Annotated in this window: 24 protein-coding genes; 11 read left to right on the top strand and 13 right to left on the bottom strand. The window is 73.9% G+C overall.

Annotated features, from left to right (window positions below; translation table 11 throughout):
- Nucleotides 1–11: 11 nt before the first annotated feature.
- The 7 genes from NYO98_RS08975 to NYO98_RS08945 form a co-directional block, all read right to left on the bottom strand.
- Entirely contained in the window at nucleotides 12–308 is a 297-nt protein-coding gene (locus tag NYO98_RS08975; RefSeq protein WP_268111276.1) for a helix-turn-helix domain-containing protein, read from the bottom strand.
- Nucleotides 309–392: 84 nt separating this feature from the next.
- The gene (locus NYO98_RS08970) at nucleotides 393–995 is read right to left on the bottom strand and encodes a hypothetical protein (protein ID WP_268111275.1); all 603 of its coding nucleotides are present in this window, start codon (nucleotides 993–995) and stop codon (nucleotides 393–395) included.
- Nucleotides 996–1,100: 105 nt separating this feature from the next.
- Nucleotides 1,101–2,555 carry a protein adenylyltransferase SelO gene (locus NYO98_RS08965; RefSeq protein WP_268111274.1) on the bottom strand — a complete coding sequence of 485 codons (1,455 nt, stop codon included), beginning with the start codon at nucleotides 2,553–2,555 and terminating at the stop codon, nucleotides 1,101–1,103.
- Between the two features lie 39 nt (nucleotides 2,556–2,594).
- Nucleotides 2,595–4,160 carry a peptide chain release factor 3 gene (locus NYO98_RS08960; protein ID WP_268111273.1) on the bottom strand — a complete coding sequence of 522 codons (1,566 nt, stop codon included), beginning with the start codon at nucleotides 4,158–4,160 and terminating at the stop codon, nucleotides 2,595–2,597.
- A 67-nt stretch (nucleotides 4,161–4,227) separates the two neighbouring features.
- Entirely contained in the window at nucleotides 4,228–4,929 is a 702-nt protein-coding gene (locus tag NYO98_RS08955; protein ID WP_268111272.1) for an ANTAR domain-containing protein, read from the bottom strand.
- Nucleotides 4,930–4,984: 55 nt separating this feature from the next.
- Nucleotides 4,985–5,734 (bottom strand): GAF and ANTAR domain-containing protein, encoded by a 750-nt coding sequence (locus NYO98_RS08950; RefSeq protein WP_268111270.1) that lies wholly within the window; start codon nucleotides 5,732–5,734, stop codon nucleotides 4,985–4,987.
- 103 nt (nucleotides 5,735–5,837) lie between these two features.
- Nucleotides 5,838–7,064 carry an ROK family transcriptional regulator gene (locus NYO98_RS08945; RefSeq protein WP_268111269.1) on the bottom strand — a complete coding sequence of 409 codons (1,227 nt, stop codon included), beginning with the start codon at nucleotides 7,062–7,064 and terminating at the stop codon, nucleotides 5,838–5,840.
- An 88-nt stretch (nucleotides 7,065–7,152) separates the two neighbouring features.
- Between NYO98_RS08945 and zwf the strand changes: the two genes are divergently transcribed.
- From zwf to NYO98_RS08925, 4 genes are read left to right on the top strand one after another with little or no spacing between them, the layout of a single operon-like run.
- Nucleotides 7,153–8,631 (top strand): glucose-6-phosphate dehydrogenase, encoded by a 1,479-nt coding sequence (zwf, locus tag NYO98_RS08940; protein ID WP_268111267.1) that lies wholly within the window; start codon nucleotides 7,153–7,155, stop codon nucleotides 8,629–8,631.
- Entirely contained in the window at nucleotides 8,628–10,514 is a 1,887-nt protein-coding gene (edd, locus tag NYO98_RS08935; protein ID WP_268111266.1) for a phosphogluconate dehydratase, read from the top strand. Before zwf ends, edd begins: the two co-directional genes overlap by 4 nt.
- Nucleotides 10,498–11,166 carry a bifunctional 4-hydroxy-2-oxoglutarate aldolase/2-dehydro-3-deoxy-phosphogluconate aldolase gene (gene eda / locus NYO98_RS08930; RefSeq protein WP_268111265.1) on the top strand — a complete coding sequence of 223 codons (669 nt, stop codon included), beginning with the start codon at nucleotides 10,498–10,500 and terminating at the stop codon, nucleotides 11,164–11,166. Before edd ends, eda begins: the two co-directional genes overlap by 17 nt.
- Nucleotides 11,167–11,204: 38 nt before the next feature.
- Nucleotides 11,205–12,428: a glycoside hydrolase family 16 protein gene (locus NYO98_RS08925; protein ID WP_268111264.1), complete on the top strand. Its 1,224-nt coding sequence runs from the start codon at nucleotides 11,205–11,207 to the stop codon at nucleotides 12,426–12,428.
- Nucleotide 12,429: 1 nt separating this feature from the next.
- Here NYO98_RS08925 and NYO98_RS08920 read toward each other — a convergent pair whose 3' ends face one another.
- Complete coding sequence (locus NYO98_RS08920; protein WP_268111262.1) at nucleotides 12,430–12,687, bottom strand: hypothetical protein; 258 nt, start codon at nucleotides 12,685–12,687, stop codon at nucleotides 12,430–12,432.
- A 64-nt stretch (nucleotides 12,688–12,751) separates the two neighbouring features.
- The gene (locus NYO98_RS08915; RefSeq protein WP_268111260.1) at nucleotides 12,752–14,020 is read right to left on the bottom strand and encodes an MFS transporter; all 1,269 of its coding nucleotides are present in this window, start codon (nucleotides 14,018–14,020) and stop codon (nucleotides 12,752–12,754) included.
- 185 nt (nucleotides 14,021–14,205) lie between these two features.
- Between NYO98_RS08915 and NYO98_RS08910 the strand changes: the two genes are divergently transcribed.
- The 7 genes from NYO98_RS08910 to NYO98_RS08880 all read left to right on the top strand — a co-directional run bounded on the left by NYO98_RS08910 (nucleotide 14,206) and on the right by NYO98_RS08880 (nucleotide 22,953).
- On the top strand, nucleotides 14,206–15,942 hold the full coding sequence (locus tag NYO98_RS08910) for a sensor histidine kinase (protein WP_268111259.1): 1,737 nt from the start codon (nucleotides 14,206–14,208) through the stop codon (nucleotides 15,940–15,942).
- Between the two features lie 273 nt (nucleotides 15,943–16,215).
- Nucleotides 16,216–16,527, top strand: coding sequence for a hypothetical protein (locus NYO98_RS08905; RefSeq protein ID WP_268111258.1), 312 nt, complete (start codon nucleotides 16,216–16,218; stop codon nucleotides 16,525–16,527).
- Between the two features lie 224 nt (nucleotides 16,528–16,751).
- Nucleotides 16,752–17,450 carry a response regulator gene (locus NYO98_RS08900; RefSeq protein WP_268111257.1) on the top strand — a complete coding sequence of 233 codons (699 nt, stop codon included), beginning with the start codon at nucleotides 16,752–16,754 and terminating at the stop codon, nucleotides 17,448–17,450.
- 124 nt (nucleotides 17,451–17,574) lie between these two features.
- A complete protein-coding gene (locus tag NYO98_RS08895; protein ID WP_268111255.1) occupies nucleotides 17,575–18,510 on the top strand; it encodes an ABC transporter ATP-binding protein in 936 nt (311 codons plus the stop codon).
- A 5-nt stretch (nucleotides 18,511–18,515) separates the two neighbouring features.
- Nucleotides 18,516–20,132: an ABC transporter permease gene (locus NYO98_RS08890; protein WP_268111254.1), complete on the top strand. Its 1,617-nt coding sequence runs from the start codon at nucleotides 18,516–18,518 to the stop codon at nucleotides 20,130–20,132.
- A 35-nt stretch (nucleotides 20,133–20,167) separates the two neighbouring features.
- Nucleotides 20,168–21,739, top strand: a complete 1,572-nt coding sequence (locus tag NYO98_RS08885) for a hypothetical protein (protein ID WP_268111253.1) — start codon at nucleotides 20,168–20,170, stop codon at nucleotides 21,737–21,739.
- Nucleotides 21,736–22,953 carry a polysaccharide biosynthesis protein gene (locus NYO98_RS08880; protein WP_268111252.1) on the top strand — a complete coding sequence of 406 codons (1,218 nt, stop codon included), beginning with the start codon at nucleotides 21,736–21,738 and terminating at the stop codon, nucleotides 22,951–22,953. The genes NYO98_RS08885 and NYO98_RS08880 overlap by 4 nt, the downstream gene beginning before the upstream one ends.
- Here NYO98_RS08880 and NYO98_RS08875 read toward each other — a convergent pair.
- From NYO98_RS08875 to NYO98_RS08860, 4 genes are read right to left on the bottom strand one after another with little or no spacing between them, the layout of a single operon-like run.
- Nucleotides 22,928–23,650 (bottom strand): class I SAM-dependent methyltransferase, encoded by a 723-nt coding sequence (locus NYO98_RS08875; RefSeq protein WP_268111250.1) that lies wholly within the window; start codon nucleotides 23,648–23,650, stop codon nucleotides 22,928–22,930. The two genes, NYO98_RS08880 and NYO98_RS08875, sit on opposite strands and share 26 nt — an antisense overlap.
- On the bottom strand, nucleotides 23,647–24,843 hold the full coding sequence (gene rffA, locus NYO98_RS08870; protein ID WP_268111249.1) for a dTDP-4-amino-4,6-dideoxygalactose transaminase: 1,197 nt from the start codon (nucleotides 24,841–24,843) through the stop codon (nucleotides 23,647–23,649). The genes NYO98_RS08875 and rffA overlap by 4 nt, the downstream gene beginning before the upstream one ends.
- Nucleotides 24,844–24,881: 38 nt before the next feature.
- Entirely contained in the window at nucleotides 24,882–25,631 is a 750-nt protein-coding gene (locus NYO98_RS08865; RefSeq protein WP_268111248.1) for a sulfotransferase family protein, read from the bottom strand.
- On the bottom strand, nucleotides 25,628–26,602 hold the full coding sequence (locus NYO98_RS08860) for a glycosyltransferase family 2 protein (RefSeq protein ID WP_268111246.1): 975 nt from the start codon (nucleotides 26,600–26,602) through the stop codon (nucleotides 25,628–25,630). The genes NYO98_RS08865 and NYO98_RS08860 overlap by 4 nt, the downstream gene beginning before the upstream one ends.
- Nucleotides 26,603–26,606: the final 4 nt, after the last annotated feature.

Genomic DNA, 26,606 nt, shown 5'->3' with positions numbered 1-26,606 from the left:
GGCCTGAGGCGTCAGGCGGCCAGGGCCAGGGCGTCCGGACGCCCGGCCCGCACCGCGAGTCGCCGGACACTCAGGTCGAGGGCACCGGCGATGGCCTGCAGCATCTCCGACGAGGGGTCCTTGAGCCCGCGCTCGACCTCGGAGAGGTACTGCACGGACACCCCGGCGCGGTCTGCCACGTCCTTGAGCCGTTCCCCGCGGGCCGCTCGCTCGCGATGGAGCTCCTCGCCGACCAGCTCGCGCCACAGGCGCTCGGGCGCCGGGGGCGCGTCTGCCTGCTGGACCGGGAACCGCACGACCTCACCCATGCCGTCGACAGTAACCACGCCTCCGGTCCGGTGGCACGGCGTTCCGCTGACAGCAGAACGGCGTCCTCGGTCGAGGACCGGAGGTCAGCCCTTGAGGTCCTGGCACGAGGTCGTGCCGGCGAAGGCGTCCTCGAGCTCCTGGGCGCCGTCCAAGGCGCGGAGGTCGGCGATGGCGGACTGTGCGTCCGCGATCATCTGCGCCACGGCGCCGCTGACGGTGGAGACGCGGGTGAGCAGCTCGCTCATGCCCTGCGGTGGGTCGCCCGACGCGTCCTGCACGATGTCAGCCTGCTCGTGCATCTGGTCGGACAGTGACTCGATCCGCTTCTGCGCCTCGTCACCCGCCTCGGTGTCGGGCGCGCCGAGGTCGCCGAGCTCGTCCACCAGCGTCGAGGTGGCGCTGCGGACCTCGGCGAAGGTCGACTCGATCTCGTCGACGCTGAGGTCGCGCGGGGTGCTCAGCGTCGTCCGGGCGTCCGTGATCGTGGTGGTCCAGGCGCCGACGGTCGAGCACACGTCGGCGGCCCACGACTCGGCCGCGGTGGGCTCGCTGCCCGAGTCGTCGTCGGAGGCGCCGCACCCTGACGCGACCACCGGCAGCCCGACGACCAACGCGGCCAGGGCGAGCCCGGGTCGCCTCCGCCGCCGTGGCGGGCGGGTGACGTCTCGTCCCGTTCGAGGTCGCATGTCCGGACTCCTCCCGGGGTGGCGTACTGATGACCCCTCCGATGCTGCGCCCGGGAAGGCGGATGCACCCCACCCGCGGCGGGTGTTCCCGAGCGCTTCGACGCGCTAGGTGCCGCAGAAGGTCGTGTAGGCGCCGAACGAGTCGGGCGCGGGCTCGGCGTGGCGCTCGAGGCCGGGGCGTTCGTCGTACGGCGCCGAGACCGCCTCGAGCAACCGGGTGAGCGGCGCGAGGTCGCCGTCCGTGGCCGCGTCGAGCGCCTCCTCGACGAGGTGGTTGCGAGGCACGTAGACCGGGTTGGTGCGGTCCATCGCGTCGGCGTCCGGCGACAGGGCGAGCCAGCGGGCGGTCCACGCGTCGAAGCCGGCGAGGTCGAGGAACATCCCGCGCGCGGGCTCCGCGTCGCCGCGCGCGGCGGCACCGAGGGCCCGGAAGAACGACGTGTGGTCGACGTGGTCGGCCTGGAGGAGCCCGACGAGGTCGCCGACGAGGGACGGCGCCTCGGCGCGGTCGACGTCGTCGGCAAGGCCGAGCTTGGTGCGCATGCCGGCCGACCAGGCGGAGGAGTAGAGGTCGCGGAAGGCGCCGAGCGACTCGACCGCGACGGCCACCGCCGCGTCCTGGTCGTCGGCCAGGAGCGGGAGGATCGCCTCGGCGAGGCGGGCCAGGTTCCACTCCGCGACGACGGGCTGGTTGCCGAAGGCGTAGCGGCCGCCGGTGTCGATGGAGCTGTAGACCGTCGCCGGGTCGAAGGCGTCCATGAACGCGCACGGCCCGTAGTCGATGGTCTCGCCGGAGATGGTCATGTTGTCGGTGTTCATCACGCCGTGGACGAAGCCGACGAGCATCCACCGCGCGACCAGCGCGGCCTGGGCGGCGACCACGGACTCGAACAGCGCGAGGTGGGGGTGCTCCGCCTCGGCGGCCGCGGGGTGGTGGCGCGCGATCGCGTGGTCGGCGAGGCGCCGGAGCAGGTCGAGGTCGTCGGTGGCGCGGGCGTACTGGAAGGTCCCGACGCGGAGGTGGCTGCTCGCGACCCGGGCCAGCACGGCCCCGGGCAGCACGGTCTCGCGCTGCACCGGTCGGCCGGTCGCGACGACGGCGAGGCTGCGGGTGGTCGGGATGCCGAGGGCGTGCATCGCCTCGCTGACGACGTACTCGCGCAGCATCGGCCCGACCGCGGCCAGGCCGTCACCGCCGCGGGAGAACGGCGTGCGCCCGGAGCCCTTGAGGTGCAGGTCGCGCAGCTGCCCGGAGTCGTCGACGAGCTCCCCGAGCAGCAGGGCGCGGCCGTCGCCGAGTCGCGGGGAGTAGCCGCCGAACTGGTGGCCGGCGTAGGCCTGCGCGACCGGCGTCGCCCCCTCGGGAAGCCGGGTGCCGGTGAGCAGCCCCACGCCGTCGCCGCGCAGCCAGCCCGGGTCGAGGCCGAGCTCGGAGGCCAGCGGCTCGTTGAGGGCGAGGACCCGCGGCTCCGGGGTCTCGGCGGCCTGCCAGGGCAGGGCCAGCTCGGGCAGCTCGCGGGCGAAGCGGCCGTCGAGGACGAGGGTGGGTGCCGAGGTCACTCCTTCGACGATACGCGGCGGTCGGGGACGACCGGACCGTCAGCCTCCACCGGCGGGCAGCGCCTCGAGCATGATGTCCGGGTTGTCGCGGGCGGTGACCTGCGCGCGCCACTGGTCCACGAAGAGGGCCATGCGCGTGCCGTCGCTGCGCTCGAGCACCTCGACGCCGCGCTTGCCCGCGAGGGCGGCCGCCCCGTCCGCGTCGGTGCGCCGGGCGACCTGGTAGTCGAGCCGCGAGAAGCGGATCGGCGCGTTGAACTCGTTGGTCATCCGGTCCTCGACGACCTCGAACTGCATGGGGCCGACGGCGGCGAGGACCGGGTTCTGGTCGCCGCGGAGGTCCGAGCGCAGCACCTGCACCACGCCCTCCTGGTCCAGCTGCTCGATGCCCCGGCGGAACTGCTTGTAGCGGCCGATGTCGCCGGCGCTGGCGGTGACGAAGTGCTCGGGCGCGAAGCTCGGGACGGGCGGGTACTCGATCGGGTCACCGACGTAGACGGTGTCGCCGACACGCAGGGCCTGGGCGTTGACGAAGCCGATGATGTCGCCGGGCTCGGCGCTTTCCACGGCGGCGGTGTCGCGGCCGAAGACCGACTGCGCGAACTTCGTCGCGAACGGCCGTCCGCTGCCGGCGTGGGTCACGACCATCCCGCGCTCGAAGGTGCCCGACACGACCCGGGCGTACGCGAGCCGGTCGCGGTGGGCGTTGTTCATGCCCGACTGCACCTTGAAGACGAACGCGCTGAAGTCGTCGCCCGTCCGGCGCACCGAGCCGTCGATCCCCTCGGTGGGGCTGGGGTCGGGCGCGATGTCGAGGAGCAGGTCGAGCAGCTGGGCGACGCCGAAGTTCTGGAGGGCGGAGGCGAACATCACCGGCGTCGTCTCGCCGGCGAGGAAGCGCTCCTGGTCGTGGTCGGCCTCGTCGAGCTCGAGCAGCTCGTGCTCCTCGACCGCTGTCGCCCAGGCGACGGCGTCGGCCTCCTCGACCTCGTCGGCCGCCATCCGCCGCTCGGGAGCGCGGGTGGCACCGCCGGCGGTGCGGGTGTACTTCACGAACTCGCCCGTGCGCCGGTCCAGCACGCCGCGGAAGTCCCCGGCCTCGCCCACCGGCCAGGTGAGCGGGGTCGGCCGCAGCCGGATCTTGTCCTGGATGAGGTCCATCAGCTCGAGCGCCGACAGGCCCGGCCGGTCCCACTTGTTGATGACCGTCATCACCGGGATGCCGCGCAGCGCGCAGACCTTGAAGAGCTTGAGCGTCTGGGGCTCCAGCCCCTTTCCCGCGTCGACCAGCATCACCGCGGAGTCGACGGCGGAGAGCACGCGGTAGGTGTCCTCGGAGAAGTCGCTGTGGCCGGGGGTGTCGACGAGGTTGATCACGTGGTCGCGGTAGACGAACTGCAGCGCCGCCGACGTGATCGAGATGCCGCGCGCCTTCTCCATCGCCATCCAGTCCGACACGGTCGCCCGCCGGTCGCCCTTGCCGTGCACCGCGCCGGCCTCGGTGATCACCCGCGCGTGCAGGGCGAGGGCCTCGGTGAGGGTGGACTTGCCGGCGTCGGGGTGGCTGATGACGGCGAAGGTACGGCGGGGGCGGGTGTCGGGCACCGCGCGAATCTACCGGCCGACCGGGCCGATCCCCGTTTCGCCGGCCGCCACCCGGGCGAGCCCGCCGTCACTCGTCGTGGAGCCCCACGACGACGCGGGCCAGCCGGGTGACCGGGATGCCGGCCCGCCGCGCCGCTTCCTCGAGCTGCGCCCGGGCCTGGTCGACCGGGATGCGGCGCTGGGCCGCGATGATGCCCGTGGCGGCGTCCACGATCGCCGCTTCCCGGAGCAGGCCCGGCGCCTCCTCCGCCGCGCGTCGGGTCGAGAACGACAGGTCGGCATTGGTGACCGCCCCCGGCGCCCATGCGCCGAACGCGTCGGCCAGCTGCTGGTGCCTGCCCTCGAAGGAGTCGGCCGTGCGGCCGTAGAGGTTGACGGTCGCCACGACCTCTCCGTCGGCCGCCACGACGGGGAGCGTCAGGGTGCTGTGCACCCCTGCCGCAGCGCTCGCCCGGGCGAAGTCCCGCCAGCGCGACTCGCTGAGCAGCCCTGCGGGCGACGTCGCGATGCCGTGCCCGAGGTCGATGGCGTCGACGCACGGACCGCTGCTGACGTACTGCACCGCGTCGAGGGCCGCGATCTCGTCGTCGGTGGCCACGAGGGTGAAGGTGACGTCGAGCCGGCGGGAGGCGACGCTGACCCCGACCAGCCCGGGAGCCACCTTGCGCGCGCTGTCGGCGGTGGCGACGAGGCCGGGGACCAGGGTGGAGTCGTCCAGCTGTGCACCGAGCTCGTCGAGGGCGGCGATGGTCTCGGGGATGGGCTCCACCGACCGGCGGTACCCGGGGGCGGGCGACGGCATGCCCGGGACAGGGCAGGGACGCTCAGGGGGTGGGGACCTCGGCGGCGGTCCCCGACGCCACGTCCAGTCCCGCGGGGACGGGCTCGGCGCGGCCTGGGGTCGTCCCGACGGAGTCGACGACGTCGAGGGCGACGACGCGCACCTTCCGGTTCTGGGTGCTGGCCAGGCGGGTCAGGTAGCCGAAGGCCGCCTGCTGGCTCATGCCGTAGCGCTCCATGACGATGCCGACGGCGGCGCCGATCAGCGTCCGGGTGCCGATCGCGGTGGCGAGGTGCTCGGTCTCGAGCACGTGGCCGAGCGCCAGCCCTGCGTGGATGCCGAAGTGCTCGGCCACGCCGATCGACCCCGGGTCGACCCCGGGCGAGGAGGTGGAGTGCAGGTTGAGGCACAGGACGCCCTTGGCGTCGCTGTGCAGCCGCACGCCGATCTGCGACAGCAGCCCCAGCCGGGCGGCCTTCGCGATGTAGGTCGGCCAGCGCTGCTCGTGCCGCGCGTCGCGCACCACGACGAGCTCGTCCTCCGACGCGTCGACGCACGGTCCCTCGTGCGAGCTCGACTGGACCTCGTCGAAGGCGCGCGCCAGGTCCGAGCCGGCGGCGAGGGTCTCCAGGGATCCGTCACCGTGGATCCTCGACACGCTCACGTGCTCGAACTCCGGCAGGCACCGCTGGGCCTGGAGCACGATCTCCTCCAGCGTCGCCGCGGCGCCGCTCTGTGCGTGGACGGACGCGGTGGCGCCCGCGACAGTGTCGACGTCTCGGTCACCGGGCATGCTCGTACTCCTACGCTGGTCACGGCCCAACGGGGGCGGCATGGTTCGTCCGCGACAGCGTACGCCCCTCAGGTGCGCCGGGGGCCGCGAACGACCACGTGCGTCACGCCCGGAAGGACTGCCGGGCGAGCGCGGTGTCGACCGCGCGGGGCGAGAGCACCGAGTCCAGGGCGAGCCGCACGCAGCCGACCAGGCCGGCCCGGTCGCCGTACGCCGCGGGGACGACCTGCAGGTCGCGCCCGGCGAGGGCCGTGGTGGCGCTGAAGACGCCCTCCCGCAGCCCGGCGGAGAACGTGTCGAAGGCACCGGCCATGTCGCCGCCCACGACCACGGTGCGCGGGTTGAGCACGGTGACGGTCGCCGCCAACGCCTCGCCGATGTGGCGGCCGGAGTCGCGCACGACGGCGCGCGCCCGCCCGTTGCCCCGCCCCGCGGCGGCGACCAGGTCGCGCACGTGGTGGACGTCGTCGCCCGCTGCACGCAGCTGCTCGACGAGCGCCCAGCCGCTCGCCACCGTCTCCAGGCAGCCGGTCTCGCCGCAGCGGCAGCGCAGCCCCTCCGCCGCCGGGACCTTGACGTGGCCGAGCTGGCCGGCGGCGTTGCGGTGGCCGCGCACCAGGCGTCCGTCGGCGACGATCGCGAGGCCGATGCCCGTCGACGCCTTGAGGACGAGCGCCTCGTCGTGCTCGTGGACCGTCGGAGCGACATCGGCCCCCGCCGTCGGCATCTGCGAGAGCGCCATGACCCGCATGTCGTCGTCCAGGGTGAGCGGCGCGCCGGTGACCTCCCGCAGGTAGGGCGTTAGCGGGACGCCGTCCCACCCGGTCAGGGCGGGGGAGTCGACGCTCATCGCCTGCGCCGGGTCGACCGTGCCGGCGAGGGACATGCCGACCCCGCGCACGTCGTCCCCGCTCCGGCCGAGCTCGTCGAGCATCCGGTCGAGGTGGTGGACCACCAGCGGCATGAGGACGTCGGGTCCCTGGCCGGTCTCCTGGTCCAGGCTCACCGAGGCGAGCTCGGTGCCGTCCAGCGCGCACACCGAGAGCTGGGAGCGGCTGCGGCCGACGGCGACCCCGAGCACCAGCCCGGCCGCGCTGTTGAGGACGAGCGTCGTGGCGGGGCGCCCGCCGGTCGCCGACTCCTCCGCGCCCTCGAGCACGAGGCCGGCGTCGGCGAGCGCGGTGAGGCGGGCGTTGACGGCGGTGCGGGAGAGCCCCGTCGCCCGGGCGAGCGCGCCGCGGGTGGCCGCCTGGCCGGAGCGGATCAGCGCGAGGACCTCGCCGGCGGTCGCCGCCGGCAGGACCGGCGGGGGAGGCGAGGTCTGCGACATGGTGCGCCGATTGTGACAGGAGAAATATGTCTTGAAAAGACGTAAGTTGCGTTGCATCGAGGCGGAAGCGTCCGTACGGTGAGTCGCCATGGACTCGATCACTCCCGTCGACGCCTGCGACTTCACCGTCTTCGGTGGCACCGGCGACCTCGCCCTGCGCAAGCTCCTCCCGGCGCTGTACCTGCGCGACCGCGACGGGCAGCTGCCCGAGGGCTTCCGCGTCATCGGCGTCTCGCGCGCCGACGTCGACGACGACGGCTACCGCGCCCTGGTGGCCGACGCGCTGCGCGAGCACGTCGTGGCCGAGGACCTCGACGCCGCGGTCGTCGAGCGGCTGCTCGACCGGCTGCACCACGTCACGCTCGACGTCGCCGACGTCGCGGCCTGGCACCAGCTGCACGACCGCCTCAAGGACGGCGCCGCCTCCGACGACGTCATCCGCGTCTTCTACCTCGCGGTCGCCCCCGGGCTGTTCGGGACGATCTGTGAGCACCTCGACGAGGCCGGCCTGGTCACGGAGCGCTCGCGCGTGGTGCTGGAGAAGCCGATGGGCACCGACCTGGCGACCGCCCAGCAGGTCAACGCCTCGGTCGGCCGCGTCTTCGAGGAGTCGAGCATCTTCCGCATCGACCACTACCTCGGCAAGGAGAGCGTGCAGAACCTGCTCGTCACGCGGTTCGCCAACACCTTCCTCGAGCCCCTCTGGAACAGCCGGTGGGTCGACCACGTGCAGATCACCGTGTCCGAGTCGATCGGCGTGGGCGAGCGCGGCTCCTACTACGACCGCTCCGGCGCGCTGCGCGACATGGTGCAGAACCACCTCCTGCAGCTGCTGTGCCTGGTCGCGATGGAGCCGCCCACCTACGTCGACCGCGAGACCGTGCGCGACGAGAAGCTCAAGGTGCTCCAGGCGCTCCGGCCGATGACGCCCGAGCTCGTCGACCGCGACACCGTCGCCGGGCAGTACACCGCCGGGCTGTGCGACGGCAGCCCCGCGTCGTCGTACGCCGACGAGGTGGGCCACGCCAGCAGCACGGAGACGTTCGTCGCGCTGCGCACCGAGGTGCAGAACTGGCGCTGGGCCGGTGTCCCGTTCTACCTGCGCACCGGCAAGCGGATGCCCGAGCGCGTCTCGGAGATCGTGGTGGTCTTCAAGGAGCCGCCGCACGCGATGTTCCCGCACAGCGAGGGCCCGACCGAGCCCAACCGGCTGCACATCCGCGTCCAACCGGACGAGGGCATGCGCCTGCACATGACGGCCAAGGAGCCCGGCCCGGGCGGCATCCGTCTTCGCCCGGTCTCGCTCGACCTCAGCTATGCCACCGCCTTCGGCGGCCGATCGCCCGACGCCTACGAGCGGCTGCTCATGGACGTCGTGCGCGGCAACACCACCCTCTTCATGCGCCGCGACGAGGTCGAGGCCGCCTGGACGTGGGTGGCCCCCATCCTCGAGCGCTGGTCCCAGCCCTCGCACCGGCCCCGGAAGTACCCGGCCGGCACGCACGGTCCCGTTGCCGCCGTCACGCTCATCGAGCGCGACGGCCGATCCTGGCAGGAGACAGAATGAGTACCAGCCCGCGCAAGGTCCCCGTCAACCCCGTGGTCGCGGAGGTCACCGACCGCATCGCCCGGCGCAGCGCCGCGACGCGCGCCGCCTACCTCGCCCGCACCGACGCCGCGATCCGCACGGGCCCGGCGCGCGGCCGGCTGGCCTGCGCCAACCTGGCCCACGGCTTCGCCGCGGCCGACGAGCCCGTGAAGTCGGGGCTGAGGTCGGGCCGCAAGCCCAACGTCGCGATCGTCTCGTCCTACAACGACATGCTCTCGGCCCACCAGCCCTTCCGCGACGTCCCCGAGGTGCTGAAGAAGTCGATCGTGCGGGCCGGCGGGCTCGCGCAGTTCGCCGGGGGAGTGCCCGCGATGTGCGACGGCATCACCCAGGGCCGCGCGGGCATGGAGCTCTCGCTGTTCAGCCGCGACCTCATCGCCATGTCGACCGCGGTCGCGCTCTCCCACGACATGTTCGACGCCGCGATGATGCTCGGCGTCTGCGACAAGATCGTGCCGGGCCTGCTGATCGGCGCGCTGTCCTTCGGCCACCTGCCCACGGTCTTCGTGCCGGCCGGACCGATGACGTCCGGCCTGCCGAACGGCGAGAAGGCGCGGGTCCGCCAGCTCTACGCCGAGGGCAAGGTCGGGCGCGAGGAGCTGCTCGAGGCCGAGGCGGCGTCGTACCACTCGAAGGGCACGTGCACGTTCTACGGCACCGCCAACAGCAACCAGATGCTGATGGAGGTGATGGGCCTGCACCTCCCGGACGCGACGTTCGTCAACCCGGGCACCCCGCTGCGCGCGGCCCTCGACCGGGCGGCGGGCGCCCGCGCCGTCGCGATCACCCACGCCGGCGGCGAGCCCACCCCGGTCGGGCACCTCGTCGACGAGAGGGCCGTCGTCAACGCCTGCGTCGCGCTGCTCGCGACCGGCGGGTCGACCAACCACACCATGCACCTCGTCGCGATCGCCGCGGCCGCCGGCATCACCCTCACGTGGGACGACCTGTCGGACCTGTCGGCCGCGGTGCCGCTGCTGACCCGGATCTACCCCAACGGCTCGGCGGACATCAACCACTTCGTCGCCGCCGGCGGTACGCCGTTCCTGGTGCACACGCTGCTCGAGCACGGCTACCTCCACGACGACGTCCTCACGGTCTCCGGCCGCGGCCTGTGGCGCCACACCCGTGAGGCGCGGCTCGACGTCGAGCAGGTCACCTGGGAGGAGGGGCCCAAGTCCTCCCTCGACACCGACGTGCTGCGCCCGGCCGACGACCCGTTCGCGCCGGACGGCGGCCTGCGGATGCTGTCGGGACGGCTCGGTCGTGCCGTCGTCAAGACGTCCGCGGTCAAGCCGGAGCACCGTGTCGTCACGGCGCCGGCGATGGTCTTCGACGACCAGGCCGACTTCCTCGCCGCCTTCGCGGAGGGCCGGCTCGACGGGCGCGACCTCGTCGCCGTCGTCCGCTACCAGGGGCCGGCCGCCAACGGCATGCCCGAGCTCCACAAGCTGATGCCCGCGCTCGGGGTGCTGCAGGACCGCGGCCAGCGGGTCGCGGTCGTCACCGACGGCCGGATGTCCGGCGCGTCGGGCAAGGTGCCGGCCGCCATCCACGTCACGCCGGAGGCGGCCCTCGGTGGGCCGCTCGCGCGCCTGCGCGACGGCGACCTGGTGACCGTCGACGCCGACGCGGGGGTGCTCGAGGTCGAGATCCCGGACGTCGAGTTCGAGCACCGCGAGACCACCGGCCGCGCGCCGCACGACGTCGAGTGGGCCGGCACGGGCCGCGAGCTGTTCTCGGGCTTCCGCGCCATCGTCGGCACCGCCGAGACCGGCGCCAGCGTCATCCGTCCCCTGCCCGCCCCCACCGAGGAGGCCCCCGTTGTCCAGCCCGTCTGACGTCCAGTCCCCGCCCAGCCCGCTCCGTGAGGGCGTCGGGTCGCTGCTGTCGCTCGTGCCCGTCGTTCCCGTCGTCGTGCTCGACGACCTGGACCACGCGGTGCCCGTCGCGCGGGCACTCGTCGCCGGCGGCCTGCCCGTCATCGAGCTGACCCTCCGTACACCGGTCGCGCTCGACGCGATCGCCGCCATCGCCGCGGACGTGCCCGAGATCCTCGTGGGCGCCGGCACGATCACCTCGCCCGAGCTCGTCGCGCGTGCGGTGGAGGCCGGGGCGCAGTTCCTCGTCTCTCCCGGCACGACGCCGGGGCTGCTCGGGGAGATGGCCGGGTCCGGGGTCCCGTTCCTCCCGGGCACCGCCACCGTCTCCGAGGCGATGGCCGTCCTCGAGGCGGGTTTCTCGGAGATGAAGTTCTTCCCCGCGGAGGCCTCGGGCGGAGCGGCGTACCTGAGGTCGCTGGCCTCACCGCTCCCGGCGGCCCGGTTCTGCCCGACCGGGGGCATCACCGCCGCCAGCGCGCCGTCGTACCTCGCCCTGCCCAACGTGGGCTGCGTCGGCGGCTCGTGGCTGACCCCGGCCGCCGCGCTGCGCGACGGCGACTGGGACCGCGTCTCCGCGCTGGCCCGGGAGGCGGCCGCGCTGGGGGCCTGACCCGACAACAAACCGGGGTCCGGCGGCGTCACAGTCGCGTGCCGAACCTCCGCCTCTGCGCCGCGACCGCCCTGCTGCTGCCCGCCTCCCTCCTGGCCTGGGCACAGCCCGGGTCCGCGACCGGCTCGACGTCGGACGAGCAGGTCGTCGCCGACGAGGTGCCCGCCCACGTCTCGGTGCGCGCCACCGGGCACCAGCGGATCCGCCTCGAGGCCCTGCCCCAGGTCGTCCAGCAGGGCAGCGCGGTCGCCAGCCCCGACGCGGCGCGCGCCGCCGTGGTCGCCACGCTCCGGCCGGTCCGCCCGGGCCGACGGGTGCAGCTGCAGGTGCGGGACGGCGATTCGTGGCGGGCCGTCGCGTCGAGGCGCCAGGACCGGCTCGGGCGGGTGCAGTTCGCTGCGGCGGCCGCGGTGGACGGCACGGCCCTGACCTACCGGGTCAAGGCGATGGCGTCGTCGTCGACCAGCCCCCTCAAGAGCGCGCCCGTCAGCACCGCCCGGTGGCTCGACCCGACCTGGACCGACGAGTTCGAGGGCTCGCAGCTCGACCCGGTCTGGAACCACCGCGGCCGGGAGTACGCCCACGGCAGCCGCCGCTCGTGCGCCAAGGGCGACCCGCGCGCGGTGAGCGTGGCCGGCGGCGCCGTCCGGCTCAGCGTGATCAGGGACCCGGACGCGACGACGCGCTGCCGGATCCAGGGGCGCGATGCGCGCGCCGGACGGTTCGCCTACCGCCTCAACGGGCACATCGGCACCCAGCACTCCTTCGCCTTCCGCTACGGCGTCGCCGCGGCGCGCGTGAAGTTCCACCGCCTCCGCGGGCAGCACGGCGCCTTCTGGCTGCAGCCGGTCGACGGCATGCAGGCCGGGGCGCTCGGCACGGAGATCGACGTCGCGGAGTACTTCGGCGACCACCACCCGCAGGGCGGGCTGGCCTCCTTCATGCACCGCTACGAGGGCAAGCGACGCATCGCCTCCGGTGGCTGGATCCCGAACTCCCGGTCCTTCCTCGCCGGCCGCGGCGACGGGTGGTCGAGGAACTACCACGTCTTCTCGGTGGAGTGGACGCCCCGCATGCTCGTCTTCCGGATCGACGGCCAGGAGACCGGACGGCTGAGGGGCAAGGTCTCCGGGGTGCCGCAGTTCCCCATCCTCAGCCTCATCGCCGCCAACTACGAGATCCCGAAGATCGAGGAGGAGCGACTGCCCCAGCACATGTACGTCGACTGGGTGCGGGTCTGGGAGACCGGCGGGGGCGCCTAGCTCACCCGCGCCCGCCCAGGCCCCGGTAGAGGTCGATCTCCGTCCGCAGCCGCGGGGGCAGCGGGGCTCCCACCAGGGCCAGGGCGTCGGCGTAGGCCTCGAGGGCGTCGAGCAGCTGCTTGCGGAGCACCTGCTGCTCCACGAGCCGTTGGTCGTGCCGGGCCCGCTCGAGCTGGCGACGCGCCGCCAGGACGTCGCTGAGCAGAGACGTCAGTCTCTGGTGTCGCCCGGGATCGAACTCCGGTCCTGCTTCCAGCATGAGGCACCCGACCCGTCCAGCGGGGCAGTGGCGCGGTGCCGCGGCGTCGTGGACATGCCCCAACCTACCGGCTGGCCCGTACCGGCGTCGGCGTACGCACGTCCGTCGGCGTCGTGGACGGCGGCAGGTCGGCGACCGACGCGGTGCGCAACCGGCGCTGCTGGGTGGACATCAGCGCGACCGCGAGCACCGTCGCGCCGACGGTCACACCGAACGCAGCCGTCGCTCCGGACGCGTCGGCGAGGCGGCCGGCGACGCTCGAGCCGAGCGCGTAGCCGAGACCGGTCGCGCTGGCCAGCGTCGTCATCGCGGCGCCGACGCGGGCGGGGGGCACCACGCGCTCGGCGAGCGAGAAGACGGCGATCATGTAGGGCGCGACGGCGAACCCGAGGAACAGCACGGTCGCGGCGGTGCCGGCCAGGGAGTCGACGACGAGGAGGGGCAGGGACAGCACCAGCAGCGCCCATGCGGCCACGAGCGCGCGTCGCTCGTGCCCGATGCGCTCGGGGACGTACGCCGTCGCGAGCCCGGCGAGCGCGCTGCCGACGCCGAGGGTGGCATGCACCAGCCCGGCCACGCCGGGCGTGCCCGCGTCGGTGGCGAGGACGGTGGCGCCGGTCTGGGTGGCGCCGAAGAGCATGCCGATGGAGACCTGCGCGCCGACCAGCACGACGAAGGCGGCGCCCAGCAGGCGACCGGTCCCGACCGGGTGGTCGGCGTCGTGGGCGAGGCGAGCGGACGGGTCGAGGGCGAAGGCGGACCCGAACACCGCCAGGAGCACCGCAGCGAGCAGGAGCGCGCCGGACGGCGAGACGAGCGCGACGGACAGCCCGACCAGCGCGGGACCGATCGCGAACGACGCCTCGTCGGCCGCCCCCTCGTAGGAGAACGCGGCGTCGACCAGCCGACGCTGGTGCGCGCCGGTCGCACGGGTCATCGGCCGCCAGCGGACGCGCGCGAGCGGCCCGACCTGCGGGAGGACCAGACCGGTCGCCGCGGCGGTGACCACGACCAGGGCGTCCGCGGACCCGCTGCCGACGACGGCCACGAGCGCGGCCAGCCCGGTGGCGCCGAGCAGCGACTGGACGAGGACGACGGGGCGCTGGCCGACCCGGTCGGCCAGCGAGCCGGCCACGGGCGCGCCGACGGCGTTGGCGACGGCGAGGGCGCCGGCGCTGAGGCCGCCGAGGCCGTAGCTGCCGGTCGCGGTGGAGACGAGGAGGAGGGTCCCGAGCTGGCTCATGGCCAGCGGGAGGCGCCCGACGAACGCCACGAGGACGTAGGTGGGGCCGGCGATCAACAGGAGTCGTCGGTAGGAGGCGAGGGGAGTCACGAGGGTCCTTCGGGTGCGTCGGTACGACGCGCCGAACCCACCTCCAAGGACGCGTTGAACCCTCTGCGCGACCCATCCTAGGAGGGCCGGCGACCCCCGGCGGAATCGCGGCCCGCGGGGGTTCCGGCGCACAGGTGCCGGCACTACGCTCGAGGGTCGCGGGCCGCAACGTCGGGGGAGGGCGATTGGACGCGAGCGACGAGGGCGGTGACGCGCCGTCCGACGATGAGCTGGCGGAGGTCGACCTCGATCTTCTCCACCGGGAGGACCTCGCGCGCCTGCAGGGAGTGCTCGACGAGCAGGCCAGGCTCCGGAACCTCCTCGACGCGGTGGTCGCCATCGCCTCCGAGATCACCCTCGACGGGGTGCCGACGCGCATCGTCCGCGCCGCCGGCAGCCTCGTCGGCGCGAGGTACGCAGCACTCGGGATCCTGTCGGAAGGACCCGAACGAGCGCTGCGCACGTTCGTGCACGACGGGATGGACAGCGACGTGGTCGCGCAGATCGGGGACTGGCCGACCGGACACGGTGTGCTGGGTCTGCTCGTCGACGAGCCGCGTCCGCTCCGGCTGCGGGACGTCGCCGAGCACCCGGCGTCGTACGGGTTCCCCGAGCACCACCCGGCGATGACGTCGTTCCTCGGCGTGCCCGTCCGGACGCGCGATCACGTGTACGGCTACCTCTACCTCACCGACAAGGAGGGCGGGCAGGACTTCACCGAGGTCGACGAGTCGGTCGCGGTGGCGCTGGCCGCCGCCGCGGGCGTCGCGATCGAGAACGCCAGCCTGTACGAGGAGGCCGAGCGACGCCAGGCCTGGCTGAGCGCCACCGTCGAGATCACGTCCCTGATCTCCGACGACACCCCCACGGACCGCGCGCTGCAGGCGATCGCCGACCGGGCCCGGTCGGTGTCCGGCGCCGATGTCGCCTGGGTCGTCAGCGGGTCGGATCCGCGTGAGCTCCACCTCGAGGTGGTGGCGGGCGCGCCCGTCGACCGGGAGGCCATGCACGCCCTGCCCATGGAGAAGTCGCTGGCGAGCCTGGTGGTGCGCACGGGCGTGCCGGTCTCCGTCGACGACCTCGCCACGGACCCGCGCGCCGTCGACCCCTCGTCCCTGCCCGGCTGGCCCCGGCTCGGTCCGATGATGGCCCTCCCGCTCCGGTCCGGCTCGGGGATCGAGGGCGTGATCTCACTCGCCTGGACCCCCGAGCGCATCGACGCCTTCCGCCGCCTCGACCCGGCCCTGCCCACCAGCTTCGCCGAGCAGGCCGCCCTGGCCCTGCGCGTCGCGAGGAGCCGGGAGGACCGGAAGCGGATGTCCCTGCTGGAGGACCGCGACCGCATCGCCCGGGACCTGCACGACCTCGTCATCCAGCGACTGTTCGGCGTCGGTCTCGGGCTGGAGACCACGGCGCGGCTCGTGCCGGACGACGAGTCGGCGCACCGGGTGCGGCAGGCCATCGTCGACATCGACGACACGATCAAGGACATCCGCCGGACGATCTTCGCGCTCGGGACGCTCGAGGGGTCCACCGACCTGCAGACCGAGGTCGAGAAGCTCGTCGAGCGGGCGGCCGCGACGATGAAGCTGAGGCCGAGGCTGCGGCTCGAGGGGCCCGTCCGCAGCACCGTGCCGACCGCGCTCGCCCCGGACCTCCTCGCGGTCGTGGGCGAGGCGCTGACCAACGTCAGCCGGCACGCGCACGCCTCGACGGTGGAGGTGCGGGTGGTCGTCGACCACGACACGCTCGAGGTGAGCGTCGCCGACGACGGCGTCGGGATGCCGTCGGAGGTCCTGGAGAGCGGGCTGCACAACCTGCGCGAGCGGGCCGCCTGCCACGGAGGCGAGCTGAGGGTCGACTCCGGGTCCGGCGCGGGCACGACCGTCACCTGGCGGGTCCCCCTCGTCGAGCGCGACTGACCCGGTCGACGGCCCCGCCTCCCGGAATCCCTCCGGCGGCCGCGTCCCGGGACGACGTCCCGAACGTGCTGGGACTTTGGTCCGTTGCGTGTGTCACAGCCCTGCACTGCTATGGAGGTCGCACCGGGGGTAGCACCCGGGTGCCCCGCCCACCGGCGCTCAGCAGCCGTACGCCGCGCTGCCGAACACGAGGGTCGGACGGGGCGCCCGGGTGCGGCCGGCGCTGGAGGGGGTGGAGGAGAGCATGGTCCCGCAGCAGGGGGAGGAGCGCGCATGACGAACGCGATGGTGGGAGTGGCCGACCTGACGTGGCCAGGCCTGACCAACCAGGACCTGAGGGAGGCGGCGGACCGGCTGGTGCACGACCGCCGGGACGTGCCACCGGGGTCGGTCCTGCGGACGTTCTCACGCTCGGTGCGTGCCGCGCTGCTCGACGGCTTCCTGACCTCGGAGGTCGTCGCGGAGGCGGAGCGCAGGACGCGGGAGCTGCTGGCCCAGCGCCCGGCGTCGGGTGGGCGCGCCCCCCTCCGCGCCTGGGCGGGCGTGCGCGTCCCCGAGGTGCCGCGACCGCGGAGGTCGCGGTGAGCGCGCGCGACCGGCGACGCAGCGGCAGCCACGTCGGTCCCCCCGCGGGACGACGCTCGTGGAGGCGGTGGCGCGCCAGGTCCGCCGTGCGGGTCGCGCGCATCGTCTCCGGCGCGGACAGGCACCGGCTGCCCCCGAGGAGCGTGGCCTAGACCTCTCGAGCACGGGCGAAGACGGGCCACAAGTCCCGGGCCATCCGGTCCGGGCGGGAGTAGGTTGTCCGTATGGACGGACAAGCTCGCGTCCCGGTGGTGGAGGACCCCATCACGGTGTTCCTGCTCGACGACCACGAGCTCGTCCGTCGCGGCGTCCGCACGCTCCTGGAGTCCGAGCCAGGCATCGAGGTGGTCGGCGAGAGCGGGTCGGCCGTGGAGGGCGAGAAGCAGATCTCCGCGCTGCGTCCCCGCGTCGCGATCGTGGACGGTCGGCTGCCGGACGGCTCGGGGATCGAGGTGTGCCGTCAGGTCCGGTCCGCCGACACGCGCATCGAGGTCCTGGTCCTGACGTCGTACGACGACGACGACGCGCTGTTCGCGGCCATCCTCGCCGGCGCCTCGGGCTACGTGCTCAAGCAGATCAGCGGCGGCGACCTCGTGACCGCCGTGAGGCGGGTGGCGGCGGGCCAGTCGATGCTCGACCCCGCGGTGACGACCCGCGTGCTCCACCGGCTGCGGCAGGGGTCCGACAAGGACCCGCTCACCAAGCACCTGACGCCCAAGGAGGAGCAGGTCCTCAGCCTCGTCGCCGAGGGGCTCACGAACCGTCAGATCGCCGAGCGCCTCGGCGTGGCCGAGAAGACGGTGAAGAACTACGTCTCGACGCTGCTGGCCAAGCTCGGGGTCGAGAGCCGGACCCAGGCCGCGGTGATGGCGACCCGCCGCCCGACGGGCGACGACAACCGTCCGGCACACCCCGCCTCGTAGCCGCTCGGGCCCGTCCTGCCCACGGCGTGACGTTCGGCCCTGTCACGCCGGCCGACGCTGCGGTGTGGTGGAGGAAGCAGACGCGCGTTCGGGCTCGCCACAGTCTCGTGGGAGGAGGACGTCGATGACCGCCGCGATCACGCTCTCCGGCCTCGTCAAGGACTTCGGGCCGCGGGTCCGGGCGCTCGACCACCTCGACCTCCGGGTGGAGGCGGGGGAGGTGCACGGCTTCCTCGGGCCCAACGGCGCCGGCAAGACGACCACGATCCGGGTCCTGCTCGGGATGCTCCGCGCCGACGAGGGCCGAGTCTCGCTGCTCGGTGGCGACCCGTGGCGCGACACCGTCCAGCTGCACCGACGTCTGGCGTACGTGCCCGGCGAGGTGAACCTCTGGCCGAACCTCACCGGTGGTGAGGTCATCGACGTGCTCGGGGAGCTCAGGGGAGGCCTCGACCCGCGACGTCGTGACGAGCTGCTCGAGCGGTTCCGGCTGGACCCCACGAAGCGGATCCGTGCCTACTCGAAGGGCAACCGTCAGAAGGTCGCGCTGGTCGCGGCGTTGTCGTCCGACGTCGAGCTCTACCTGCTCGACGAGCCCACCTCGGGGCTGGACCCGCTCATGGAGGCGGTCTTCCAGGACGTCGTCCAGGAGCTGCGGACGCAGGGACGCAGCCTCCTGCTCTCCAGCCACATCCTGTCCGAGGTCGAGGCGCTCTGCGACCGCGTCACCATCATCCGGGCCGGTCGGGCGGCCGAGACCGGGACGTTCGACGAGCTGCGTCACCTGACCCGCACGTCGGTGGTCGTCCAGACGGTCGCACCGCTCGGGCCGGTGGCCGGGTGGCCGGGGGTGCACGACGCCCGCGTCGACGCCGACCGGGGGACCTTCAGCGTCGATCCCGGGGAGCTGAACGGCGTCCTCGCCCGTCTCGTCGACCTCGAGGTGCGGTCGCTGGTCACCTCCCCGCCGACGCTCGAGGAGATCTTCCTCCGCCACTACGACCAGGACGTCCCAGCGGCGTCGAGCGAGCGGGACGCCGAGGTGGGGGCAGGGCGATGAGAAGCGTGACCGGTTGTCTCCGGCTGGTCCGACTGGCGGCTCGGCGCGATCGCGCGACGCTGCCGGCCTGGGTGCTGGGCCTGTCGGTCTTCCTCGCGGCCACGACGGCCATGTTCGAGGCCGCCTACACCGATCACCCGGAGCTTCTCGAGCCCGATACCCGGATCGTGGTCGAGAACCCCGGCATGCGAGTGCTCGGCCTCGTCACCGGGCCCAGCGTCGGCGGCTACGCGCTGCACCGCGACGCCCTGACCCTGGCGGTGCTCGCCGCCATGATGAGCATCCTCGCGGTCGTCCGGCACACCCGGCAGGCCGAGGAGCTCGGCCGGTCCGAGCTGGTGGCCGCGGGCGCGACCGGGCGGCACGCCCCGCTCGCCGCGGCCGTCGTCGTCGCGCTGGCCGCCGACCTCGCCCTGGCGGTCGGCCTCGGTGTCGCCCTGGTCGTGGCAGGGCAGCCCGTGTCGGGCGCATTCGTCGGAGGCGCCTCGATCGCGCTGGTCGGCACGGTCTTCGCCGGCGTCGCCGCGGTCACCGCCCAGCTCGCGTCCACGACCCGCGGCGCGACCGGGATGGCGGTCGCGGTCCTCGCGGTCTCCTTCGCCCTCGCAGCGCTGGGCAACGTGGTGGGGGCCGTGGACTCGGCAGCCCTCCGGGTCACGAGCGCGTGGCCCGCGTGGTTGTCCCCGATCGCCTGGGGCCAGCAGATGCGGCCGTTCGCCGACGACCAGTGGTGGCCGCTCGGGCTCGCCGCGGGCGCGACGACCGTCCTGGTGGCCACGGCGGGCGCCCTCGTCGCACGGCGCGACGTGGGGCGCGGGATGTGGCCCGAGCGGCCCGGGCCTGGCCACGCGCACCCGACGCTGGTCCGACCCGCGGGCCTGGTGTGGCGGCTGCAGCGCGGCGCGCTCCTGGGCTGGGCCGCCGGCCTGCTCGGGGTCGGCCTCGTCTTCGGAGCACTGAGCGAGCGCATCGGGGGGCTCGAGGGAGCCGCCACCGAGTGGTACGACACCTTCGGCGGCGCGGCCGACCTCGTCGGCGCCTACTGGGCCTCCATGCTGCAGATCGCAGGAACAGCGGTCGCGATCTACGTCGTCACCCTGTTGCTGCGGCTGCGGCACGACGAGGCGGGTGGGGTCCTGGAGCCGGTGCTCGGCACCTCCGTGACGCGTCTGCGCTGGCTCGGTGCGTACGCCGTCAACGCCGCGGCCGGCGCCATCCTCCTGATGCTCGTCTTCGCGATGGCGATGGTCGTCACGGGTGGTCAGGTCCTCGGGGGCACCGGCGCGCTCGCGGTCGACCTGGCCGACGCGGCCCTGGTGCAGCTGCCCGCGATCGCGGTCCTCGGCGCCGCGGTCGTCGTCGCGGTGACGGTGGTGCCCCGGTGGACGACCGGGGTGTCGTGGGGGCTGGTCGTCCTGTGCGTGTTCGTCGGACCGATGTTCGGACCCGCCCTCGGACTCCCGACCTGGCTCGTGGACGTCTCACCGTTCAGCCACGTGCCCAACGCGCCAGCCGTCGACGTCACCCGGGAGCCGCTGCTGGCGCTCGGACTCGTGGCGGCACTCCTCGCGGCGGTGTCGGTCGTGGTCCTGCGCCGGCGCAACCTGGTGCTCCCCACCTGAGCCGCGGCCGTGCCCGGACTCCGTAGGGTGTCCGCGTGCCCCCTCGCCCCGACCGGTCCGACGGCGTCCGACCCGGTGGGCTGCAGCGGCTGAGCGCGATCGACCCGCTCGTGCCCCTGGTGGCCGCGGTGTCCCTGGTCGTCTACGTGCTGCACGGCTTCCAGGGGATGCTGACGCGCGACCTCGGCATCTACAGCTATGCCGGCCAGCAGGTGGCCGACGGCGTCCCGCCCTACCTCGGTGTCCTCAACCGGGCGGGGCCGCTGGCGCACGTGCTGCCCGGCGTGGGCGCGCTCGTGGCGCGCGTGGGTGGCTTCGACGACGTCATCACCATGCGCGTGCTCTTCATGCTGATGGCGGTCGCAGCCGTCTGCACGGCCTACCTGCTCGGTCGCGACCTGTTCCGCTCCCGGGGTGCGGGCCTGGTCACCGCGAGCGCGATGCTGGCCATCCACGGCTTCATCCAGTACGCGTCCAACGGGCCGCGCGAGAAGACCCCGATGGTGCTCTTCGTGATCGGGGCCCTGTGGGCGGTGACGCACCGACGGTGGCTCACCGCGGGCGTCCTGACGAGCCTCGCCACGCTGTGCCTGCAGACGGCGTTCTTCAGCACCGTCACGGCCGTCGTCGTCGGCGCGCTCCTGCTCGCGGACGGGGTCGGCGGCCGCCTCCGCGCGCTGGTCCGGGTCGGTGTCGGCGGGCTGGTGCCGGTGGCGGTGCTCGTCGCCTGGTTCGGGCTGGCGGGGTCGCTGGGCGCCGCCTGGGACGCCTTCTACGTCATCAACCGTCGCTACACCGTCCCCAACCCGCTCGACGCCGGTCGCGAGCTGGTGTGGGACGACCTGCAGGCTGCCTACGGGGTGACGACCTGGCTCCTGCTGGCCGGGACCGTGCTGCTCCCGGTGGTCTCCCTGGCCGCCGTCTCCCGCCGTGCGCGCGCCGCCGTGCCGGGGCTGGTCGCCCTGCCCGCCATGGCGGCGGGCCTCCTCGCCGGTCTGGCCTGGATCCTCGAGGAGTACGACGCCTGGGCCGACCTGTTCCCGGTGCTGCCGTTCGCCGCCCTCGGCCTGGGGGCCGGCTTCGCGGTCGCCACCCACGGGCTCGCCACGCGGGGCCGGCACGTGGCGGCGGGGGTGCTGGCCGTCGCCGCGGTGGTCGTCGCGCTGACCTACTCGGTCTCCACCCGGAACGACTTCCTCCAGGAGCAGCGCGACGCGACGGCCGCCGTGCTGGCGGTCCTGCCCGACGGCGCCACCATCACGTCCATCGAGGCGCCGCAGCCGCTCGTGCTGACCGAGCGGACCAACCCCACGCGCTACCAGATGTTCCGCAGCGGGCTCCAGGACTACATGGAGGACACCTGGCCCGGTGGCCTCGACGGCTTCAAGCGCGACCTCGTCGCCGACGGGCCCGACCTGGTCGCGGTGGGGGAGACGGTCTCCCAGCGCTGGCGCGCGTCGATCCAGCCCGACTACGTCTACGTCGGCAGCGCGCCGCTGTGGGACTGGTACGCCCGCGCGTCGCTGGGCGACGACACGATCGCCGAGCTGCGCGCGGCCGCGGGCTACGACGCCGATGACCCCCTGGCCGAGCCGCTCGTGCCATGACCGCTCGCCGCGACCCGCTCCTGCTCGCTTCTGGCTCCGTGGTGAGCGGGGTGCTGGCCTACGTGCTGTTCGCGCTCGTGACCCGCGGCCTGGGCGCCACCGCCGCGGCGCCGGTCTCCGTGCTCTGGACGGTCTGGGCCCTCACGGGTGCCGCGTTCACGTTCCCGCTGCAGCACTGGATCACCCGGTCGATCGCGGCCGGCCGGGAGGGCGACGTCCGCAGCTCGGCGGGCCGCGTCGCCGGCGTGGTGGCGCTCGCCGCGCTCGGCGCCGGCGGAGCGGCCTGGGCGTTCCGGGAGCGGCTCTTCCACCGCGACGACGCGTGGTTCCCCGTGCTCGTCGTGCTCGTGGTGCTGGGCTCGGCAGCGGTCGGCGTCGTCCGGGGGAGCCTGGCGGGACGGGGCCGGATGGGGTCGGTGGCCGCGAGCCTGGTCCTGGAGAACGCGGTGCGGTGCCTGCTCGCCGTCGTGCTGCTGCTGGCGCAGGTCCACGACCCGGTGGCCTACGGCCTGTGCCTGGTGGCGGGGTCGTCGATCGCGCTGTGGCCCGGAGCCTGGCGGTTCGCCGGGGAGGGCGCGGGCCGGGCGGGCTCGCTGTCGTTCCTCGGTGGCGCCGCGACGGCGCAGCTGCTCGCCCAGGGCGTGCTCACCGGGGGAGCGGTCGTGCTGGCGCTGCTGGGCGGCTCGCCCGCGGAGGTCACGGCGATGTTCGCCACGCTGGCCCTGTTCCGCGCGCCCTACATGGTCGTGCTCGGCATGCTGCCGCAGGTCACGCACCACGTCACCGGCCTCGTCGTCGCGGGGGACGTGCGCGCCCTCCGCTCGCTCGCGGCACGCCTGGCGGTGGTCGGGGCCGCGGTCGTGGTGGCGGGTGCCACCATCGGCGGGACCGTGGGTCCCGCGCTCGTGCGAGCGGTCTTCGGCGACACGGTCGACATCGGCCACGGCGACGCGGGGGTCCTCGCGACGGGCTGCGCGCTGGCCCTGGTCAACGTGGTGCTGATGGTCGGCGCCCTCGCGCTGGAGCGCCCGGGTCGCGTGGCCGGGGCCTGGGGCCTCGCCGTCCTCGCCGGCGCCGCCGTGCTGCTCCCCACGACCTGGCTGCTGCCGGTCGAGCGCGTGGCCTTCGCGTTCGTCACGGCCGAGGCGGTCGCCACGGTGCTCCTCGCCGTGGCGGCGTCGTCGGTGCTCAGGACGGCGCGGACGACGGCCTGACGGCCGCGACGAACACCGATGACCCGAACGGCAGGTCGCGCCGCCGCAGGAGGCGCGCCTCGGCCCGGCACACGCCCATGAGCGCGCGGTCCACGGCTGGCGACACCTCGGGCAGACGCGAGTCCGTGCCGGTGGCCGGGCGGAGCCGCCGTCGCAGCCGCTCTGCCGCGAAGAGCGGGAACACCCCACCGAAGGCGTACGTCGCCCGCAGCACCTCCATGCCGGTGCCCTCGACCAGCCCGACGATGCCGGCGCGCGTGTAGCGGCGGTGGTGACCGGCCCGGACGTCGTGGTCCGACCACGCCCACTGGTAGGCCGGGACCGAGAGCAGCATGCGACCCCCGGGTGCGAGCACCCGCCTCAGCTCGGCCACCGCGCGGTCGTCGTCCGCGCAGTGCTCGACCACGTCGAACGCCGACACGACGTCGAAGGTGCCGTCCGCGAAGGGCAGGTCGGTCGCCGACCCGACGACGCCCTCCCCGGGTCGCAGGCCGTCGGGGAACAGGTCCAGGCTGACGTGCTGCTGCTCGCCCCGCATCCACCCCACGCTGGGGGCGTCGGCGCTGCCGACGTCCAGCGTGCGGCGCGGGCCCGCGAGGTGCGGCGTCATGACGGCGCCGAGCAGGTCGGTGCGGGCCCGGTGCCACCAGTAGCCCTCGCGCCCCAGCGACGACGAGCCGGGTTGGGCGAGGCTCACCGCTGAGGGAGGGTGACGGTGCTCGCCTCGAGGAACGCGGCCACCACGCGGTCGAGGTCGCGGTCGGACAGGTTGTTGTGGAAGGGCAGCCGCAGCAGCCGGTCGCTGATGTCCTGCGAGACCGGGCACTCGGTCGTCCGGACCGCGAAGGAACGCCCGGCGTCGGAGGTGTGCAGCGGCTGGTAGTGGAACGTCGCCTGCACGCCCGCCTTGCGCATCAGCTCGAGCACGTCGTTGCGCCGGTCGCGGTGGGACAGCAGGACGTAGAACATGTGGTGGGCCGAGCCCCGGTCCGCGGGCACCCGCATCACCTCGAAGCCCAGCTCGTCGGCGTACGGCGCCAGCGCGGCGGCGTAGCGCTCGCTGACCCGCCGCCGCTTGGCCTGCACCACGTCGCGCTGCTCGAGCTGGCCGAGGAGGTAGGCGGCCAGCACGTCGGAGAGGCCGAACGAGGAGCCGGTGTCCTTCCAGGTGTACTTGTCGACCTGGCCGAGCATGAAGGCGTGGCGGTTCGTGCCCTTGTCGTAGAGCACGCGGGCCCGGTCGACGTCCTCGGGGTCGTTGAGCAACAACGCGCCACCCTCGCCACAGACGAAGTTCTTGGTCTCGTGGAAGCTGAGGGTCGCGAAGCGGCCCAGGCTGCCGAGCGGCTCGCCGCGCCAGGTGCCGAAGAGACCGTGGGCGTTGTCCTCGACCAGCTGCACCTCCGGCCAGTCGGCCAGGACGTCGCGGATCCCCTGCACGTCGCACGCGACACCGGCGTAGTGCACGATCACGACCGCGCGCACGTGCTCGTCGAGCAGGGCGGCGAGGTGTGCGGGGTCCAGGCCCAGCGTGTCCGGCTCGATGTCGCAGAAGAGCAGTCCGGCGCCCTGCCGCGCGAACGCCAGGCCCGTGCTGGTGAAGGTGAACGACGGGACGATGACCGTGTCGCCCTCGCGCAGGTCCATCAGCATCGCCGACAGCTCGAGTGCCGCCGTGCAGGAGGTGGTCATCAGCACCTCGGCGGACCCGGTGTCGGCCGCGAGGAGCTCGGCGGCGCGTCGCGCGAAGTCGCCGCCGGACGACAGGTGCCCGCCCCGGACCACCTCCTGGACGTAGTCGAGCTCGCGCCCCTCCACCGAGGGGACGTTGAACGAGACGTCCGGCAGCTCCGCTGCGGGGCCGTCGTCGAGCTCCAGTGCCTGTGCCACGGCGGGCACCTCCCTCTCGTCGTTCGTCTCGCCCCGGGTCACCACGGCAGTGGCCTCCCCAGCCGTTCGGCCAGGCGTGCGTTGCTGTCCTGGAAGTACCCCTCCAGCATGCGCGCCACTCCTGCATCGAGCACGGGCGCGTCGCCCGGCGCCGCGTTGACCGGCTCGCCGTCGGGGACCGGCGTGCGACCGGGGTCGAGCCCGAGGTCCGCCACCAGGCCGGGCAGCACCGCGGGGTCGCCCAGCAGCTCCTCGGTGAGGAGGACGTGGGTGGTCGCGGGGAACGCCGCGGTCCAGGGCTCGAGCTGCTCGGCGTAGCGGCCGCGCCGGAGGTAGGCGAACGGCGACACGGAGGACCGCTGGGGGTCCCACTGCTGGTGGTCGTCGAGGTCGGCGAGCAACGCGTCGTCGAGGGCGCGGGTCTCGAAGCCGTTGGCGGTGCTGAACCTCCAGTGCGACACGGCCCGGCGCACCGGGTCGCGCAGCAGCACGACCACGTGGGGCTCGCCGAGCATCGCGGCCGCACGACCCGGCGCCTGCGGGTCCTCGAGGTAGCTGGTGCTCTTGTCACCGAGCAGCTCCTCGTCGCCAGCGTGCGCGAACCATGTGCGGTGGTAGGAGTCCAGGCCGCGGGCGGAGAGATCCGCGTCGTTGAAGACCTTGGGCTCGGGGGGAGACGGGCGGGCCATCGTGACGTCGGGGTGGGCGTCGAGTGCCCGGCTGAGGTAGGTGGTGCCGCACCGCTGCGCGCCCACGACCAGCAGGTGCCGGTGCTCGCAGCCGCTCACGACGACACCCGTCGCGCCACGTGGTACGTGGTGACCACGCTGACCGCGTTGAGGGTGCGGACGACGTACTCGCCCAGCATAGACAGCAGCATGATGACGAACCCGTTCATCACCGCCAGCAGCACCGCGATCGTCGTCCAGCCGGGCACGGTCGAGTCCACGAACAGCGACCGGACGAGGTAGAAGAGGCCGAGCAGGAAGCTGCCTCCGGCGACCGCGAACCCCACGCCCGCGGCCAGCCGCAGCGGGAACACCGAGTAGCTGAACAAGATGGCGAGCACGAGGGAGGCGATGCGGCGCAGGCCGTAGTTGCTGGTGCCGACCGGCCGCGGGTCGTGGCGCACCAGGACGTCGGCGGGGTTGCTCGAGAACATCAGCGCCTGGCCCGTGATGTAGGGGTGGGCGGTGCGGGAGCCGCAGATCCGCTCCACCACGTCGCGGCGCAGGATGCGGAAGTTGGACACCGCCAACCCGGGCGGCTGGTCGAAGACCCGCCGGTTGACCAGGCTGATCGCCTTGCTGCCGAGCCGCCGGTAGCCCCGCGCCTGCTTGCGCTCGAAGCGGCCGAACACGACGTCGTGGCCCTCCATCGCCTTGTCGATCAGCAGCAGCGCCTGGTCGGGCGGGTTCTGCAGGTCGTCGTCGAGGGTGATGACGTAGTCACCGGTCGTCTCCCGCATGCCGGCGACGTTGGCGTGGTGCTGGCCGTAGTTGCGCAGGAGGTCGAGGGCGACGACGTGGGGTGAGGTGCGCGCGCGCTCGGCGATGACGTCCCAGCTGCCGTCGCGGCTGCCGTCGTTGACCAGGACCACCTGGTAGCGCAGCCCGGCGGACTCGAAGACCTCGACGACGCGGTCGATCGTCGCCCCCACCACGTCCTGGCTGTTGTAGACGGGGATCACCACGGAGTAGGAGCTGGCTGACCGGTCGGGGGCGGACGGCACGGGAGCGCTTCGGTCGTCGCCCACCATGCCT

Source organism: Nocardioides pini (assembly GCF_026712185.1).
Lineage (GTDB): Bacteria > Actinomycetota > Actinomycetes > Propionibacteriales > Nocardioidaceae > Nocardioides > Nocardioides pini.
The sequence above is the reverse complement of the archived record's forward strand: the minus strand, read 5'-3'. Positions and strand labels throughout refer to the sequence as shown.